The sequence below is a fragment of the Cognatiluteimonas lumbrici genome (assembly GCF_006476065.1).
Lineage (GTDB): Bacteria > Pseudomonadota > Gammaproteobacteria > Xanthomonadales > Xanthomonadaceae > Cognatiluteimonas > Cognatiluteimonas lumbrici.
Window position 1 is genome coordinate 2,231,776 of the sequence record NZ_ML636798.1, and the last position, 16,816, is coordinate 2,248,591.

The 16,816-nt window shown below is 68.2% G+C and carries 14 protein-coding genes; 12 read left to right on the top strand and 2 right to left on the bottom strand.

Annotated features, from left to right (window positions below):
- Positions 1–55 precede the first annotated feature (55 nt).
- From E4F25_RS10820 to E4F25_RS10855, 8 genes are all read left to right on the top strand, one after another.
- Complete coding sequence (locus E4F25_RS10820; protein ID WP_140910142.1) at positions 56–3,253, top strand: TonB-dependent receptor; 3,198 nt, start codon at positions 56–58, stop codon at positions 3,251–3,253.
- 83 nt (positions 3,254–3,336) lie between these two features.
- Entirely contained in the window at positions 3,337–4,722 is a 1,386-nt protein-coding gene (gene ppnN, locus E4F25_RS10825; protein WP_140910143.1) for a nucleotide 5'-monophosphate nucleosidase PpnN, read from the top strand.
- Between the two features lie 156 nt (positions 4,723–4,878).
- Positions 4,879–5,490 (top strand): GspH/FimT family pseudopilin, encoded by a 612-nt coding sequence (locus tag E4F25_RS10830; RefSeq protein ID WP_140910426.1) that lies wholly within the window; start codon positions 4,879–4,881, stop codon positions 5,488–5,490.
- Positions 5,490–5,975 (top strand): type IV pilus modification protein PilV, encoded by a 486-nt coding sequence (gene pilV, locus E4F25_RS10835; protein WP_140910144.1) that lies wholly within the window; start codon positions 5,490–5,492, stop codon positions 5,973–5,975. The genes E4F25_RS10830 and pilV overlap by 1 nt, the downstream gene beginning before the upstream one ends.
- 8 nt (positions 5,976–5,983) lie before the next feature.
- Positions 5,984–7,048 (top strand): prepilin-type N-terminal cleavage/methylation domain-containing protein, encoded by a 1,065-nt coding sequence (locus E4F25_RS10840; protein ID WP_140910145.1) that lies wholly within the window; start codon positions 5,984–5,986, stop codon positions 7,046–7,048.
- Entirely contained in the window at positions 7,045–7,608 is a 564-nt protein-coding gene (locus E4F25_RS10845) for a pilus assembly PilX family protein (RefSeq protein ID WP_140910146.1), read from the top strand. The genes E4F25_RS10840 and E4F25_RS10845 overlap by 4 nt, the downstream gene beginning before the upstream one ends.
- A 12-nt stretch (positions 7,609–7,620) precedes the next feature.
- Positions 7,621–11,244: a pilus assembly protein gene (locus E4F25_RS10850; RefSeq protein ID WP_246069861.1), complete on the top strand. Its 3,624-nt coding sequence runs from the start codon at positions 7,621–7,623 to the stop codon at positions 11,242–11,244.
- 2 nt (positions 11,245–11,246) lie between these two features.
- Complete coding sequence (locus tag E4F25_RS10855) at positions 11,247–11,678, top strand: type IV pilin protein (protein WP_140910147.1); 432 nt, start codon at positions 11,247–11,249, stop codon at positions 11,676–11,678.
- Positions 11,679–11,956: 278 nt separating this feature from the next.
- On the opposite strand, the gene E4F25_RS10860 is transcribed toward E4F25_RS10855, so the two are convergent.
- Entirely contained in the window at positions 11,957–12,562 is a 606-nt protein-coding gene (locus tag E4F25_RS10860) for an exopolysaccharide biosynthesis protein (protein WP_246069862.1), read from the bottom strand.
- Positions 12,555–13,877, bottom strand: a complete 1,323-nt coding sequence (locus E4F25_RS10865) for a hemolysin family protein (RefSeq protein WP_140910149.1) — start codon at positions 13,875–13,877, stop codon at positions 12,555–12,557. Before E4F25_RS10865 ends, E4F25_RS10860 begins: the two co-directional genes overlap by 8 nt.
- 116 nt (positions 13,878–13,993) lie before the next feature.
- Between E4F25_RS10865 and E4F25_RS10870 the strand changes: the two genes are divergently transcribed.
- From E4F25_RS10870 to E4F25_RS10885, 4 genes are read left to right on the top strand one after another with little or no spacing between them, the layout of a single operon-like run.
- On the top strand, positions 13,994–14,620 hold the full coding sequence (locus E4F25_RS10870) for a DUF47 domain-containing protein (RefSeq protein WP_140910150.1): 627 nt from the start codon (positions 13,994–13,996) through the stop codon (positions 14,618–14,620).
- A gap of 19 nt (positions 14,621–14,639) precedes the next feature.
- Entirely contained in the window at positions 14,640–15,758 is a 1,119-nt protein-coding gene (locus E4F25_RS10875; protein ID WP_140910428.1) for an inorganic phosphate transporter, read from the top strand.
- A 37-nt stretch (positions 15,759–15,795) separates the two neighbouring features.
- On the top strand, positions 15,796–16,134 hold the full coding sequence (locus E4F25_RS10880; RefSeq protein WP_140910151.1) for an MGMT family protein: 339 nt from the start codon (positions 15,796–15,798) through the stop codon (positions 16,132–16,134).
- 34 nt (positions 16,135–16,168) lie between these two features.
- Positions 16,169–16,813: a rhomboid family intramembrane serine protease gene (locus E4F25_RS10885; RefSeq protein ID WP_140910152.1), complete on the top strand. Its 645-nt coding sequence runs from the start codon at positions 16,169–16,171 to the stop codon at positions 16,811–16,813.
- Positions 16,814–16,816: the final 3 nt, after the last annotated feature.

Sequence of the window (16,816 nt, forward strand, 5' to 3'; positions counted from 1 at the left end):
GGGGCCAGGGACCCCCGCAACCCGTTATGCCACCAGTCCTCCGAGGAACCAGGAAATGACCCATCGCACCAGCGTTCGGCTGTCGAAGCTGTCGCTCGCCCTCGTCGCGGCCCTTGCAGCCGCTCCCGTGTTCGCGCAGAGCACCTCCGCCGGCCTCGGCGGTACGGTGGTCGGAGCGGACGGCCAGCCTGTCGCCGGCGCTGAAGTGACGATCGTCCACGTGGAGTCGGGCACCACCAGCCGCGCCCAGACCGACGCCAGCGGCAACTATGCCGCGCGCGGCCTGCGCGTCGGCGGTCCGTACACCATCACCATCAACAAGGCCGGCGAAGGCGCGACCACGCGCGAGAACGTCTACCTGCAGCTCAACCAGGTCGCCGACATCGACGCCGTGCTGAACCCGGCGGTCACCGACCTGGGCGCGGTCACCGTCGTGGCCAGCGCCGCGCAGGACCTGTTCACCGCCGACACCAAGGGCGTCGGTACCTCGGTGAGCGGCCGCGAGCTCGAGATCATGCCGCAGGCCAGCCGCTCGATCGACGACGTGGCGCGCCTCGACCCGCGCATCACCGTGATCGACCAGGCCGGCGGTTCGATTTCCGTGGCCGGCATCAACAACCGCTTCAACGACATCTCCGTGGACGGCATGTCCCAGGGCGACCCGTTCGGCCTGAACTCGAACGGCATGCCGTACACCGGCAGCCCGATCTCGATCGACACCATCGAGGCCTACGACATCAAGGTCTCCGACTTCGACGTGTCCACCGACACCGTCGGCGCCACCGTCAACGCGGTGACCAAGTCGGGCACCAACGAGTACCACGGCTCGGCCTACTACGTGGTCAAGGACAGCGACTGGGTCGCCGGCCGCGACGGCGAGGACTACGAGCTGTTCGGCCTGGACGAGACCAAGGGCGTCACCTTCAGCGGCCCGCTGGTCAAGGACAAGCTGTTCTTCTTCGCCTCGTACGAGGAGCAGAAGATCTCCGACTTCGGCGGCGCGACCCCGGCCGACGGCGTCGCCAGCGGCGTCATCTCGATGGACGAGGTGAACGAGGCGATCCGCATCGCGAACCAGATGGGCATGCAGCAGAACGAGTACGGCGCGCTGAACTCGATGCTGCGCAACATCCGCTACCTGGGCAAGTTCGACTGGAACATCAGCGACAACCACCGCCTCAGCCTGACCTACCAGCAGACCGAGGAGGCCCGTCCGCAGCCGTACGACCTGCGCTCGGACTCGGTGATCCTGACCAACCACTGGTACTTCACCAACAACCTGACCCGCAACACCAGCGTGCAGCTGTTCAGCGACTGGTCGCTGAACTTCTCCACCGAGGTCAAGGTGAGCAAGCAGACCTTCGACCAGGTCAACGGCGCGTTCGTCAAGAACACCGAGGTCCAGGTGCGCGTGCCGGGCGGCTCGATCTTCATCGGCGAGGACGACAACCGCCACGAGAACCAGATCAACACCGACCGCATCACCGCCACCGTCTCCGGTACCTACTACGCCGGCGACCACACCATCAAGGGCGGCTTCGACTACCTGCGCCACGACGTGTTCAACCTGTACGGCAAGACCCTGCACGGCGAGTACATCTTCGACAGCCTGGCCGACTTCGAGGCGGGCAACTACGACCGCTACGTGATCCGTCGCCCGGCCGCCGGCTACACCGAGGCCGACACCGCCGCGGCGCTGGTGTACGAGCAGCTCAGCCCGTTCCTGCAGGACACCTGGCAGGTCAACGACAACCTGTCGCTGATGTACGGCCTGCGCGTGAACATCCCGAAGGCCGAGAAGGCGCCTGAAGTGGCCCCGGGCTTCGAGGAGACCTTCGGCTTCCCGAACGCGTACAAGCTCGGCTCCAGCAACAAGATCTGGCTGCCGCGCCTGGCCTTCAACTACCAGTTCGACACCGAGCGCATGTCGCAGCTGCGCGGCGGCATCGGCTCGTTCCAGAGCATCCCGCCGTTCGTGTGGCTGGCCAACCCGTACCAGAACAACGGCGTGACCGCGGTCCGCTACCAGGTCACCGACCCGTCGCTGGCCCCGTTCAGCCCGGATCCGTACAACCAGCCGCTGCCGGCGGGCGTCACCCCGGGCGAGCTGATCTGCGGCGAGGACGGCGTGACCTGCCAGGTCGACTCGCTCGACCCGGACTTCAAGCTGCCGTCGGTGTGGAAGATCAGCCTCGGCTACGACGCCGAGCTGCCGTGGTGGGGCCTGATCGGCAGCGTCGAGCTGCAGTCGATCCGCGCCCGCGACGCCGTGTTCTACCAGGCGATCAACCTGGGCGAGGTGCAGGGCCAGCTGGCCGACGGCCGCGACTACTACTACTGCACCCTGGGCTCGCTCTCCACCAGCAACAAGAACTGCGACCGCCACGCGGCCTTCGCGTTCAACTCGACGATGCTGGGCAACACCGACAAGGGCAAGTCGAACTCGATCACCTTCTCGCTCGACAAGCCGATGTCGAACGGCTGGTACGGCAACCTGAGCTACACCTACACCGATGCCGACGAAGTGGCCTCGGACGGCAGCTCGCAGGCCTTCTCCAGCTACCAGTTCGTGTCGCGCCTCAACCCGAACCAGGAGATCGCCACCACCGCCGGCCGTTCGATCGAGAACTCGATCAAGCTGTCGCTGGGCTGGGAGCACGCCTTCTTCGGCGACTACAAGACCAGCATCACCGCGTTCTACAACGGCCATGACGGCCTGCCGTACACCTGGACCTTCAACGGCGACCCGAACGGCGATGGCATCTTCCAGGATCCGGTGTACATCCCGCTGGTGGACGATGCGATCGTCAGCTACGGCAGCGCCACGCCGGAGCAGATCGCTGCGTTCCACGCCTTCATCGACAACGACAAGTACCTGAGCAGCCGTCGCGGCCAGGTGGCCGAGCGCAACGAGGCCCACTACCCGTGGGTCAACCAGCTCGACCTGGGCATCCAGCAGGAAATCCCGGGCTTCTTCCCGGACAACAAGGCGATCATCCGCCTGGACATCTACAACTTCCTGAACATGCTCAACAAGGACTGGGGCGTGACCTGGGGCGATACCTTCTCGGACAACACCCGCCAGCTGGCGCGCCTGGGAGGCATCAACCCGGACGGCACCTACGTCTACGACCTGGGCAGCGCGTCCAACCCGAGCTACCAGGACCTCGAGATGTACGACTCCAGCGCCGCCTTCCCGTCGCGCCTGGTGTCGCGCTGGTCGGTGATGCTGACCCTGAAGTACGAGTTCTGATCCATTGCTCCATCGCTACGAGGACGGCCGGGGCGACCCGGCCGTCTTTTTTTCCACCCGAGCAAGGCCCCTATACTCCGACCATGGACGAACCCACCACCCACAAGCTGCCCACCGTGGACGCGCGCATCTTCCCGCGCGGCGGGCTGGACGTGCTCTCCCGCGAGGAAGTCGCGCGCCTGCGCGACGCCTCCGTCGGCGGCATGCACGAGTTGCTGCGCCGCTGCGCGCTGGCAGTGCTGACCACCGGCAGCACCTCCGACGACCCGCGCGCCGCGCGTGAGCTCTACCCCGACTTCGACATCCAGGTGCACCAGCTCGACCGCGGTCTGCGCCTGGACCTGCTCAATGCCCCGGCGATGGCGTTCGTGGACGGCCAGATCATCCACGGCGTCGCCGAGCTGCTCGCGGCGGTGGTGCGCGACCTGGTCTACACCTCGATCGAGCTCGCGCCCGAGTTCGCCGACGAGCTCGACAGCTCGCCAGGCATCACAGACGCGGTGTTCCGCCTGCTGCGCAATGCCGACGTGCTGAACCCGTCGGAGACGCCGAACCTGGTGGTGTGCTGGGGCGGCCACTCGATCAGCCGCGACGAGTACATGTACACCAAGGAGGTCGGCTACCAGCTCGGCCTGCGCGGCCTGGACATCTGCACCGGCTGCGGCCCCGGCGCGATGAAGGGGCCGATGAAGGGCGCCACCATCGCCCACGCCAAGCAGCGCCTGCGCAACAGCCGCTACATCGGCATCACCGAGCCCGGGATCATCGCCGCCGAGTCGCCGAACCCGATCGTCAACCACCTGGTGATCATGCCGGACATCGAGAAGCGGCTCGAGTCGTTCGTGCGCCTCGGGCACGGCATCATTGTGTTCCCCGGCGGCGTCGGCACCGCCGAGGAGATCCTGTACCTGCTCGGCATCCTGCTGCGCGAGGAGAACGCAGGACTCCCGTTCCCGCTGATCCTCACCGGCCCGACCGCGTCCGCGCCGTACTTCGAGCAGATCGACCAGTTCCTGCGCCTGACCCTTGGCGAGGCCGCGACCTCGCGCTACCAGATCGTGGTCGGCGACCCGCCGGAAGTGGCCAGGATGATGGCCCGCGGCATCCACCACGTGCGCCAGTACCGCATCGAGCAGAAGGACTCGTTCTTCTTCAACTGGTCGCTGGACGTGCCGCTGGAGTTCCAGAGGCCGTTCGTGCCCACCCACGAGGCGATGGCGGCGCTCGACCTGCACCGCGGCCGCAAGCCCCACGAGCTGGCCGCCGACCTGCGCAGGGCCTTCTCCGGCATCGTCGCCGGCAACGTCAAGGAAGAGGGCATGCGCCGGGTCGAGGAGTTCGGGCCGTACCAGATCCATGGCGACCGGGACCTGATGGCCTCGCTGGACGCGCTGCTCCGGGCCTTCGTGGACCAGCACCGGATGAAGATCGCGGGGCAGTACAAGCCCTGCTACGAGATCGTCGCGTGACCCGGCTGTAGGAGCGGCGCTCGCGCCGCGACGGTCGCGTGACGCCGCTCACAATCCGGTAACGCCCATCCGCGGAAACCAGCCGCTCGTCCGCCAGCCCCTTGCAAGCCGCCTTTCCCCCGCCGAGAGTGGCGGCGGGGAATCGTGGGAAGGACCATGTCCAAGGCACGCGCGCGCGGCTTCACGGTGATCGAACTGATGGTGACCCTGGCGGTCGCCGCCATCGTCATCTCGATGGCCGTGCCCAGCTTCCAGTCGGTGGTCAACGGCAACAAGCTGGCCGCTGGCGCCAACGAACTGATGGCGAGCCTGCAGGCGGCGCGGATGGAGGCCATCCGCCGGGGCCAGCGCGCCGGCGTGTGTTTCAGCACCAAGACCAACTCGGGCGTCGACGCGACCTGCTCGAACGCCAACGTGGACGGCTGGATCGCGTTCGTGGACGCCAACGGCGACGGCGACTTCGACAAGGCGGGGGATACCCTGATCCGGGTGTCCACGCTCGGCGCGGGCGTCGTCGTGTCGGCCAACCCGGCGCTGGGCGGGCTGGTGCCCGGCAAGCCGATCATCTTCAGGCCGGACGGACTCGCCCGCGACGAACCCGGCGGCGGCGGCCCCGGCACCGGCCTGCTCGACGCGGTGGTGCGGCTGTGCATCGCCACCACGCGGCCGGCCGCGAACGCGCGCGACGTCGGCATCGCCTCCGGCAGCCGCGTCGCGATCACCAACTTCGATGGAGGCGGTGCCTGCGCGGCGCCGGGGAACCCGTGATGAGAGTTCATGCACCCCGTCATGCGCGCGGCATCGGCCTGGTCGAGGTCATGGTCGCGGTCGCGCTGCTTGCCTTCGGCATGCTGGCCATCGCCGCGTTGCAGGCCACGGCGCTGCGCAACAGCCAGAGTTCGCTGGAGCGCAGCCAGGCGGTGATGAAGACCTACGCCATCTTGGATGCCATGCGCGCCAATCGCGACGTGGCGATGATCGGCGGCTACAACATGGGCAACATCGACGCCGCCGGCAACGTCACGGCCTGGGCCTGCGGCCGGCCGGACCCGGGCGACCTGTCGGCGAACGACCGCCGCCAGTGGGTCGGCGCGCCCGGCGAGGACGGCTCGGTCAAGGCCATGTTGGGCGAGTCCGCCTGCACGGCGATCCGCTGCGGCGACGACGAATGCATCGTCGCGCTGCGGTGGAACGATGCACGCGGCACCGGCGGGGACGCCGAGCAGGAGCTGGTCACGAGGACGCGGCTATGAGGCGGGCCATGCGTGCACCGGCCAGGCGGCAAGCGCTCGGCCTGAGCCTGATCGAACTGATGGTGGCCCTGGTGCTGGGGCTCATCGTCACCGGCAGCGCGCTGACCCTGGTGCTCACCAACCGCCAGACCTTCAACGCGACAGAGGACCTCAGTCGCGTGCAGGAAAGCGCCCGCATCGCATTCGAGCTCATGAACCGCGAGCTGCGCGCGGCGGGAAGCAATCCCTGCGACAGCAGTATCCCGGTGTTCAACAACCTCGTGGACATGGACGACAACTGGTGGAGCAACTGGGGCGACCTGCACGGGACGGAGGCGACGCCCACGGCAACCGACGCAAGCCCCGGGCTGCTCGGCTACGGTGGCGCCACGGCCTTCGCCGACGCGGCGTTCGGAACCACGGCCGGCGATCGCATCGCGGGGACCGACGCGATCGAGCTCAAGGGGGCGGTGCCGATCACCGCGGACAACGCAATCCTCACCCTGGGCCTGGGCTCGCCGGGGACCGACGAGATCACCGTCAGTTCCTCCACCGGCGTCGCCGACGGCGACCTGCTGGTGATCTGCAACTTCAACAACGCCACGATCTTCCGGGTCACGGGCGTGGCGCCCACCAAGATCGACCTCAGCCAGGGTGCCGGCGCCACCGACAACAACAACCCGTTCCTGGCCCGCAACAACACCGCGATCGCCTACGATGCGGGTGCGGTGGTGTCCCGCGTCGGCGCCAGCCGCTGGTACATCGGGGCCAACGGGCGCGACACCGATGGCGACGGCGTCGCCGACGGCCGGTCCCTGTTCCGCGCGTCGCTCGTCAACAACGCCGGAACGCTGCAAACCTCCATCGACGAGGTCGCGCCCGGCGTCACCGACATGCAGGTCGGGTACCTGGTGGCAGGGGCCGCCGACTACGTGGACGCCTCGACGATCGCCAACTGGGCCGACGAAGGGAATCCGGTGATGGCGGTGCGCGTCGAACTGACGCTCGAGGGAGACGACCGGATCGGGCCCAGCGGCGAGACGCTGGCCCGCACCCTGGTCCACACCGTTGCATTGAGGGGGCGCTCGGGATGAAACGGCAAGGCTCTTTCCAGGCACCGGCCGGGCAGCGCGGCGTCGTGCTGGCGGTGGTGCTGATCCTGCTCCTGGTCATGACGGTCCTCGCCATCGCCAGCCTCAGCGGCACGCTGATGGAAGAGCGCATGAGCAACGCCCAGTACGATCGCAGCCTGGCGTTCCAGGCCGCCGAAGCGGCCATGCGCGAAGCCGAGGAAGCGGCGCGGGCCAAGCCGCCGCTTCCCGGCAGTGGCTGCGACGACGGAATCTGCGCGCGCCCCGACCCGACCGACGCCGACGAGCGCCAGCGCTGGAACAATCCCGGGTTCTGGGACGATGGCTCCGGCAACTGGGCGGAGGCCGATGTCGAGGTCGGCGACCTCGCGGCCAAGCCACGCTACATCATCGAGTTGCTCGACGACGCGGTGCAGGACGACAAGACCTGCACCACCGGCGGCGACGTGTCGCTGGAAGCCAACTGCACCATCCTCAGCAGCCGCTACCGGATCACGGTACGCACGCCGGACCAGGCAGGCCGTGCATCGGTGACGCTGCAATCGATCTATGCGGTCCCCTGATTGGAGCCTGTGATGGATACCCGGAACAAGCGGAAGCTCGATCGGCGTGCGGCGCGTTGGGCAGCGGGCGGTTCCCGCTTCCGCGTGATGCTGCTCGCCTGCCTGGCCACGCTGGCGGCGGGCCCTGCCGGGGCAGCCACGAACGACGTGCTGATTCCCGCCGTGCCGCTGCAGTCGGGTACGCCTTACCCGGCGCCCAACATCATGTTCATCCTGGACGACTCCGGGTCCATGGTGTTCCAGACCATGCCCCGCGACAAGTACGACCGGGACATGAACGACACGATCTACGACCGTTCGTACGTCCACAACACGCTCTACTACAACCCGAACACCGACTACGAGACCTGGAGGAAGGCCGACGGAACCCGGATGACCGGCGGCGACAGCTACACCGCCGTCTACCCGAGCCTGAACCACGCCGCCGGCGACACCATCGACCTGTCGAAGGGCAACAGCTGCGAGTACGTGGACGAGAACGGCAGCAACATCCGTGTCTGTGGCGGCACCCAGCTGTTCTTCGTTCCGAAGGCCGGCGCCACCGACCTCGACGATCCCAACCAGTTCGACCGCTACGAGATCCGGACCGACCTGTCCGTGGTGCGGCTGGAAACCTCCGTCACCGAGTTGCTGAAGAAGACCGGCCTGACCAACACCGGCAACAGCCGGCGCATCCACGAGTACGAGGTGACCGTGCCTTCGGGCACCCAGACCCTCGTGGCGGAGGTCATGGACGGCACCGGCAACCCCGACATCGAGGTCTACGAGCGCAACTGGCGGGGGCAATGGGTCGAGATCTGCAGCAACAACACCCGCTGCCAGATCAACAACCCGTCCGGCACGTACCAGGTCACGGTCTACCGTCGCAGCGACTACCGCAACGTGACCCTGCTGGTGCAGGGCATCCAGCAAAAGACGACCGCCGCCACCCCGACCGGGCGCGACGCGGCCGCCGAGCGCAAGAACTACGCCATCTGGTACTCCTACCACCGGACCCGCATGAAGACCGCCAAGGCGGCGGCGAGCGAGGCCTTCAGCCAGCTCGGCGACAACTACCGGATCGGCTTCGACACCATCTGGAACCGCGACCGCGGGGTCAAGACCAATGGCCCCGACCTGTCGGGCGGGCCGGTGCACCCGATCCCGACCAACGTCAACGGCGGCCTGTTCGAGAAGGGCAGCCAGAACCGGCAGGTCTGGTTCGACTTCCTGCACGCGGCGCAGGGCTACAACGGCACGCCGCTGCACAGCGCGTTGCGGCGCGCCGGCAACTACTTCGAGTCGGACGCGCCGTGGAAGTCGGAGGGCGATTCCGTGGTGAGCTGCCGGCTGAACTTCTCGATCCTGACCACCGACGGCTACTGGAACAACAAGTCGACGTCGGACAACCTCGGCAACGTCGACAACGAGTACGGGAGCTGGATCTACACGCCAGCCGATGCGGCGGGCAACCGCGATCGTTACCGCTACGAACCCAAGCTGCCGTACAAGGACAGCCATTCCAGCACCCTCGCCGACATCGCGATGCACTACTGGAAGCGGGACCTGCGCACCGACCTGGAGAACGACGTCCCGACCTCGGCCGAGGACCCGGCGTTCTGGCAACACATGGTCACGTTCGGCATCTCCATCGGCCTGCAGGGCAGCATCGACCCGGACACGCCGCTGAAGGATTTCGAGGACGGCACCGTCAAGTGGCCGGATCCGACCGACAAGGAGGATTCGGACCGCATCGACGACCTGTTGCACGCGGCCGTCAACAGCCGCGGCACGTTCGTGGCGGCGACCAACCCCGAGAAGTTCGTGCGCGGCCTGCTCGAGGCGTTGACGACGATCGCCAAGCGCCCCGGCTCGGCCTCCAACGTCACCGCCAACAGCACCTCGTTCAATACCGACACCCGCGTCTACCAGGCCAAGTACACCTCCGGCAGCTGGATCGGCGAACTCGCGTCCTACAGGGCCACCAGCGCCGGCGTCGAGACGACCCCGGCCTGGATCGCCTCGACCGGCATCCCCGCCTACGGCAAGCGCAAGGTCCTGACCTGGAACGGCACCGGCGGCGCCAGCTTCCCGACCAGCGCGCAGGTGAGCGCGCTGGACGTGAGCGAACGCCCCTTCTCGGGTGTTTCGGGCGCGGCCAACGCGGCCTACATCGCCGGCGACCAGTCGAAGGAGCTGGCCAAGAAGGACGGCGTGCTGCGCAACCGCAGCACGGTCCTGGGGGACATCGTCAACTCGTCCCCGATCTACGTGACCGACAGCGGGACGATCTTCGTCGGCGCCAACGACGGCATGCTGCACGCCTTCGACGCGGCCAGCGGTGCCGAACTGTTCGCCTACGTGCCCGGCGGGATCAGCCTGTCCGACCTCGCGACGCTCAGCGACCCGTACTACACCCACAAGTACTTCGTGGACGGCCCGATCACGGTGTCGGCCAAGTCGCAGACCCCGGGCAAGAACTACCTGGTGGGCTCGCTCGGCCGCGGCGGCCGCGGCGTGTTCGGCCTGGACGTGACGGACCCCAAGAACTTCGATGCCAGCAAGGTGCTGTGGGAGTTCCGCAACGACAACGACATGGGCATGGTCCTGGGCGAGCCGCTGATCGTCACGCTGAACGACGCCGCCAAGACCAAGGCGGTGGTGGTCGGCAATGGCATCAACAGCCCCGACGGAAGCGCCACGCTGTTCATCCTGAACCTGGCGACCGGCGCCGAGATCGCCGAGATCGAGGCCGGGGCGGCCGGGGCCAACGGCCTGTTCGCGCCGCGCGGCTGGGACGACAACGGCGACGGGCGCGTGGACTACATCTACGCCGGCGACCTGAAGGGCAACCTGTGGAAGTTCGACCTGTCCGGTTCGAGCAGCGGCGACTGGAAGGTGGCCAACTCGGGCAAGCCCATGTTCCAGGCGCGCGACGACGCCAACACGCCGCAGCCGATCACCGCCGGCCTCGCGCTGGCCCGCAATCCGGACACCCGCGACGTGTGGGTATTCGCCGGCACCGGCCGCTTCATCAGCGAGGGCGACCTGACCACCGTCGAGGTGCAGAGCCTGTACGGCATCATCGACGACGGCGAAGTGAAGGGGCGGACTTCCCCGACCCAGAACGGCGACCTCGCCCGGCGCGACATCATCTATGTCAGCACGGACAAGAAGGTCCGGGCCTTCACGCCCAACAAGAGCCCGCTGGAGGACGGCAAGAAGGGCTGGTTCGTCGACTTCGACGATCCGACCAAGGGCGAGCGCATCGTCAGCGGCCTGCGGGTGCTGGGAACGGTGTTGATCGCGTCCAGCATCATCCCGCCGCAGGGCCAGAGCACCTGCGACGCCGGCGGCACGGGCTACATCAACGCACTGGATGCATTCACCGGCACCAGCGCCAAGGAACCGTTCTTCGACACCAACGGCGACGGCAAGGTGGACACCAAGGACCTGGTCACCGTGATCGTCGACGGCAAGGAAGTCCAGGTCGCGGCTGGTTCCTACGACCCGGGCGTGGGCATGCCGACCCGGCCGACGATCATCGACAAGCTGCTGGTGGTGGGCGGTTCGACCGGCCAGATCGCCTCGGTGACCATCAACCCGCAGGGCGTCGGCGCTCGCCGAGTGTCCTGGCGCGAGATCGTGGAGGACTGACCATGGCAAGGACCATCCAGCCGCGCAGCACGGGCCGGCAGTCGGGGTTCACCCTCATCGAACTGATGATCGTGATCGCGACCCTGGCCATCGTTACCGCCATTGCGGTCACCAGCTACCGCTCCTCGGCGGTCAAGACGCGTCGCGGCTCCGCCGCGGCCTGCCTGATGGAAGCGGCGCAGTTCATGGAGCGCTCCTACACGATCAACATGACCTACGCAGTCGGCGCCTTCCCCGCGCTCGGCTGCGCCGCCGAACAGTCGGAGTATTACAACTTCGGCTTCAGCGGCGCCCCCGACGCGGACAGCTACACGCTGCAGGCCACGCCGATCAACGCGCAGCTCTCCGCGGACACCCGCTGCGGCACGCTCACCCTGGACAACCTGGGAGTCAAGACCGAGAGCGGCACGGCCAGCGTCGAGGAGTGCTGGTGATCCGGGCCGGTTCCGGGTAATCGTTTACACGCGAACTTCCGTTTGACACCGCGAAAAACCGCGAAGTAAGGTGCAGGTGTCGTCATGTTGTGCCCAATCGCACGGGCGGCGCGCCGTCGGTGCGGGGGTCTCGCCGAAGGTACCCACAGGCGCCATGGAATGAAGCGCCTGGACAACAAGAAGCATGGAAGCGCGCCGCTACGGCGGGCAGTTGGGTAGACCTGTTCTTGGCACTTCGCCTTTGGAAACACCCGGCCCCCGTGGCCGGGTTTTTCTTGTCACACCACCAGGTCGATGCCGCGGGCCGCGATGGCCGCGAACTCGCCGCTCAGGACGCCGAACACGGCGACCGTGATTCCCCCGAAGGCCCACGCCACCAGCATCAACGCGCCGTCGCGCTCGAGCATCGCCAGCGCGAACAGCAGCAGCAGCGCGCCGAACAGGTAGTTGGTCAGCGGGATCGGCAGCGACAGCAGCAGGCCCAGGAAGATCAGCAGCAGCCCGGTGAACACGGTGGCCAGCGGGTGCAGCAGCACCCGGCCCATGCGCGGACGCACCACACGCTCGAGCCGTGCCAGCCAGGGCGAGATGCGGTCGTCGAAGCGCACCAGGGTGCGCCGGTGCGGGCCGCGCCGCGCAATGAACCGCGGCAGCCACGGGCGGCGCCGGCCGGCCAACAGCTGCAGTCCGATCAGGATCACCAGCGGGCCGCTGACCGCGCCGCCGACCGGGATCGGGATGAAGGCCGGCAGGATCGCGACGAACAGCAGCATCCCGAACGCGCGCCGGCCCAGCCCGCCGACCAGGAGCTCGAGGGTCAGCAGCTCGGCCGGGTCCCCTGGGCGGAATCCGTCCAGCAGCCGGCGCAGGCCGCGCTCAGGCATGGCCGCCGGCATCGCCGGGCGCCGCGATGGCGGCCGCGCGGCGCAGCAGCAGCTTGTCGATGCGCGGCCCGTCGAGGTCCACCACCTCGACGCACCAGCCGTTCCATTCGAAGTGCTCGGCCGGGTGCGGGATGCGCCCGAACCAGGCGATCGTCATGCCCGCGGCGGTGTGGTAGTCGTGCTCGTCCTCGCCGGGCAGCAGGCCGCCGCCCAGCAGCTCGCGCAGGTCGTCCACCGGCAGCGAGCCGTCCACCAGCAGCGACCCGTCCTCGCGCTCCACCACCAGCGCTTCGGCATCGTGGCCTTCGCCGGACTGCACCCGGCCGATCACCGCGCCCATCAGGTCGTTGAGCGTGACCATGCCGCTGACGTCGCCGTACTCGTCCACCACCAGCGCCAGCGACTGCTGCTCCTCGCGGAAGATCTCCAGCAGCTTGAGCGCGTGCGTGGATTCGGACACGAACACCGCCGGCCGCAGCTCCCGGAACAGTTCCGGCTCGCGCTGGTCCAGGCGCTCGAGCAGCGACTTCACCTCGAGCACGCCGAGCACCTCGGAGTCGTCGTTGCGGTACACCGGGTAGCGCGAGTAGGGCGTCTCGCGCATCACCGCCAGGTTCTCCTCGAAGTCGGCGGCCGCGTCCAGCCAGGCGATGCGCGTGCGCGGCGTCATCAGGCTGTCCACGGTGCGGTCGCCCAGGCGCATGACCCGCTGCATCATGTTGCGCTCGTCGGCGTCGATCACGCCCTGTTCGTGGCTCTCGCTCACCAGCAGCCGGATCTCCTCCTCGGTGATGGCGTTGCGGGCGTCGTCGCGGATCCCGAGCAGGCGCAGCACCGCGCGGTTGATCGCGCCCAGCCCCAGCACCGCCGGCTTCGCCATCCGCGACAGCCAGTCCAGCGGCAGCGCCACCTTGCAGGCGATCCGCTCGGCGTCGGTCAGGGCCAGGCGCTTGGGGATCAGTTCGCCGAAGATCACCTGCGCCGCGGTGATCAGCCCGACCGCGGTGCCGATGCCGATGCCGGCGGCGTAGTCGCGGGCGTTGGGCCAGACCCCCTCCAGCCAGGCGCCGATGGCCTGGCCGATGGCCTCGCCGCCGACCAGGCCGGTCAGCACGCCGATCAGGGTGATGCCGATCTGCACCGTGGACAGCAGGTTATCGGGCTGTTCGGCCAGCTGCAGCGCCTTGCGCGCGCCGGCGCTGTGCTCGGCCATCTGCCTCAGGCGGCTCTTGCGCGAGGTCATCACCGCCATCTCCGACAGCGCGAAGAAGGCGTTGAGGACGATGAGGGCGAAGACGATGAGGAGCTGCAGCACGCTTGGGGGTCCAGGGCGGGCCGGACCCGCGGCCGGATGATAGCAGCCGCCGCTGACACGAAACCGTCACAAACCGGTCATATCATCGCCACGTTTACGACACGGAAGCGCGCCCCATGTTCTCGCTGCAGACGATTTTCGGCCAGGGCAAGCAGTTCTACGGCCTCCTGAACGAACAGGCCGAGGCCGCCCTCGACGCCGCCAGGGCCCTGCACGAAATGATGCGCAAGAGCGACCAGGTCCACGCCCTGGACGCCTTCAAGCTGGCGCGCGAGCGCGAGCGGGTCGCCTCCAACCAGATCAGCCAGGCCCTGGTGGACAGCTTCATCACCCCGATCGAGCGCGAGGACATCGAGGCACTGGGCTCGGCCCTGTACAAGATCCCCAAGCAGATCGAGCGCTTCGCCGACCGCTACGTGCTGGCCCAGCACCACCTGGAGGGCGTGGACTTCGCGCCGCGCGCGGCCATGCTGGAGAAGGCAGCCGGCGTGGTGGTGGAGATGATCCGCGAGCTGCCGCGCCTGCGCATGGACACGATGAAGCCGCTCAACGACAAGCTGCGGGTCATCGAGAACGAAGCCGACCGCCTGATCCTGGAGCTGTACCGCGACATCTATTCCGGGGACCTCGACGCCAAGGAGATGTTCCTGCTCAAGGAGTTCTTCGAGATCCTCGAGAAGGCGATCGACCGCTGCCGCGAGGCCGGCGTGGTCGCCTACGAAATCGCGCTGAAGAACAGCTAGGCCGCGCCGTATGGATGCGATGCTGGCCCTGACCCTGGTGGTGGTGTTCGCCGCCCTGGTGTTCGAGTTCATCAACGGTTTCCACGACACCGCGAACTCGATCGCCACGGTGGTGGCGACCAAGGTGCTGTCGCCGGGGCACGCGGTGATGCTGGCCGCGACCATGAACCTCATCGGGGCCTTCATGGGCACCGCGGTGGCCAAGACCATCGCCTCCGGGCTGGTGGACACCGAGGTGGTGAACGTCACCGCGCAGGTGCTGCTGTGCGCGCTGGCGGGCGGCATCACCTGGAACCTGATCACCTGGTGGCTGGGCCTGCCGTCCTCGTCCTCGCACGCGCTGATCGGCGGCCTGTGCGGCGCCGCGCTCTCGGCCGCGCACAACGACTGGAACTCGCTGATCTGGTCGCAGGACCTGGGCGGCTGGACCAAGAACGGCGGCCTGCTGTGGAAGGTGCTGGTGCCCATGATCAGCTCGCCGATCGCCGGCTTCACCCTGGGCGTGGTCCTGCTGGCGGTGCTCTACGGCCTGATCGCGCTGGTGTCGCGGTCCGGGACCGTGCTGTCGCGGCTCGCGCGCCCGCGTTGGGTCAACGCCTTCTTCGGCAAGGCACAGCTCGTCTCGGCCGCCTACATGGGTTACGCGCACGGCACAAACGACGCGCAGAAGACGATGGGCATCATCGCGCTCACGATCTTCGCCGCGCAGGCCAACGGCGCGCTCGACAACGTGCCCGCGTGGCTCGATTTCCTGCACCCGGACGGCGGCGAGAGCGACATCGACAGCTGGATCATCGCCACCTGCGCGCTGGTGATGGCGGCCGGCACCGCGGCCGGCGGCTGGCGCATCATCAAGACGCTCGGCCACAAGATGGTGAAGCTGCACCCGATCGACGGCTTCGCCGCGGAATCGGCCTCGGCCACCATCCTGGTGACCGCGGCGCACTTCGGCATGCCGGTCTCGACCACGCACAGCATCTCCACCGCGATCATGGGCGTGGGCTTCGCCAAGAACCCGCGCGCGCTGAAGATGACGGTGATCGAACGCATCATCTGGGCCTGGATCCTCACCATCCCCGCGGCCGGCGGCGCCGCCTACGGGATCTATCGGCTGTTCGAGTTCGCCGGCTGGGCCTGAGCCGGCCCGGCGCGCGCGTCCGCCGTATCCTGTGGCCATGGCGCGCGACACGCGGACATCGGCCGAACGCATCCTTGCCGCCGTGCGCGCGATCCCGCGCGGGCAGGTCGCCGGTTATGGCGAGGTCGCGCGGCGCGCGGGGCTCCCGGGCCGGGCGCGGCTCGCTGCCCGGGTGCTGGGCTCGAACACGGACCCCGACCTGCCCTGGCACCGCGTGCTGCGCTCGGATGGCCGCATCGCCTTCCCGGAAGGCTCGGAAGGACACCTGGAACAGTCCCGGCGGCTGCGGGCCGAGGGCGTGCGGGTCGAGAAGGGCCGGGTCCGCATGCCGCGGCGCGAACTCGACCTCGATGCCGAGCTCTGGGGCCTGCGCTGACGGGACATTGCGGCGCGGCCGGTATCATGGCCGCATGTTCTCGAACCTCCCCCCGGTCACCAAGGCGCTGCTGGTCGCCAACGGCGTCGTGTTCGTGCTGCAGCTGCTGCTCGGCAACCCGGCGTTCTACGGCTTCATGCTGTGGCCGCTGGTGGACGCCGGGCCGTTCTCCCAGATCCCGCAGTTCATGCCGTGGCAGCTGGTCACCTATTCGTTCCTGCACGGCAGCTTCCCGCATGTCGGTTTCAACATGCTGGCGCTGCTGATGTTCGGCGCGCCGCTGGAATACACCTGGGGCAACCGCCGCTTCCTGACCTACTACTTCGCGTGCGTGGCCGGCGCCGGCCTGTGCCAGCTGGTGGTGGCCTCGTGGGCGGCGCACCAGGGCGGCCTGCCGTATCCGACCGTCGGCGCCTCCGGCGGCGTGTTCGGGCTGTTGCTGGCCTACGGCATGCTGTTCCCGCACCACCGGGTCATGCTGCTGTTCCCGCCGATCCCGATGACGGCGCGCACGCTGGTGATCGTGTACGGCGCGATCGAACTGCTGCTGGGATTCACCGGCTGGCAGCCGGGCGTGGCGCACTTCGCGCACCTGGGCGGCATGCTGTTCGGCTGGCTGCTGATCCGCCACTGGCGCGGGCAGCCACCGTTCGGGCGACGGGGACCGCGGCGCCTGTAGGAG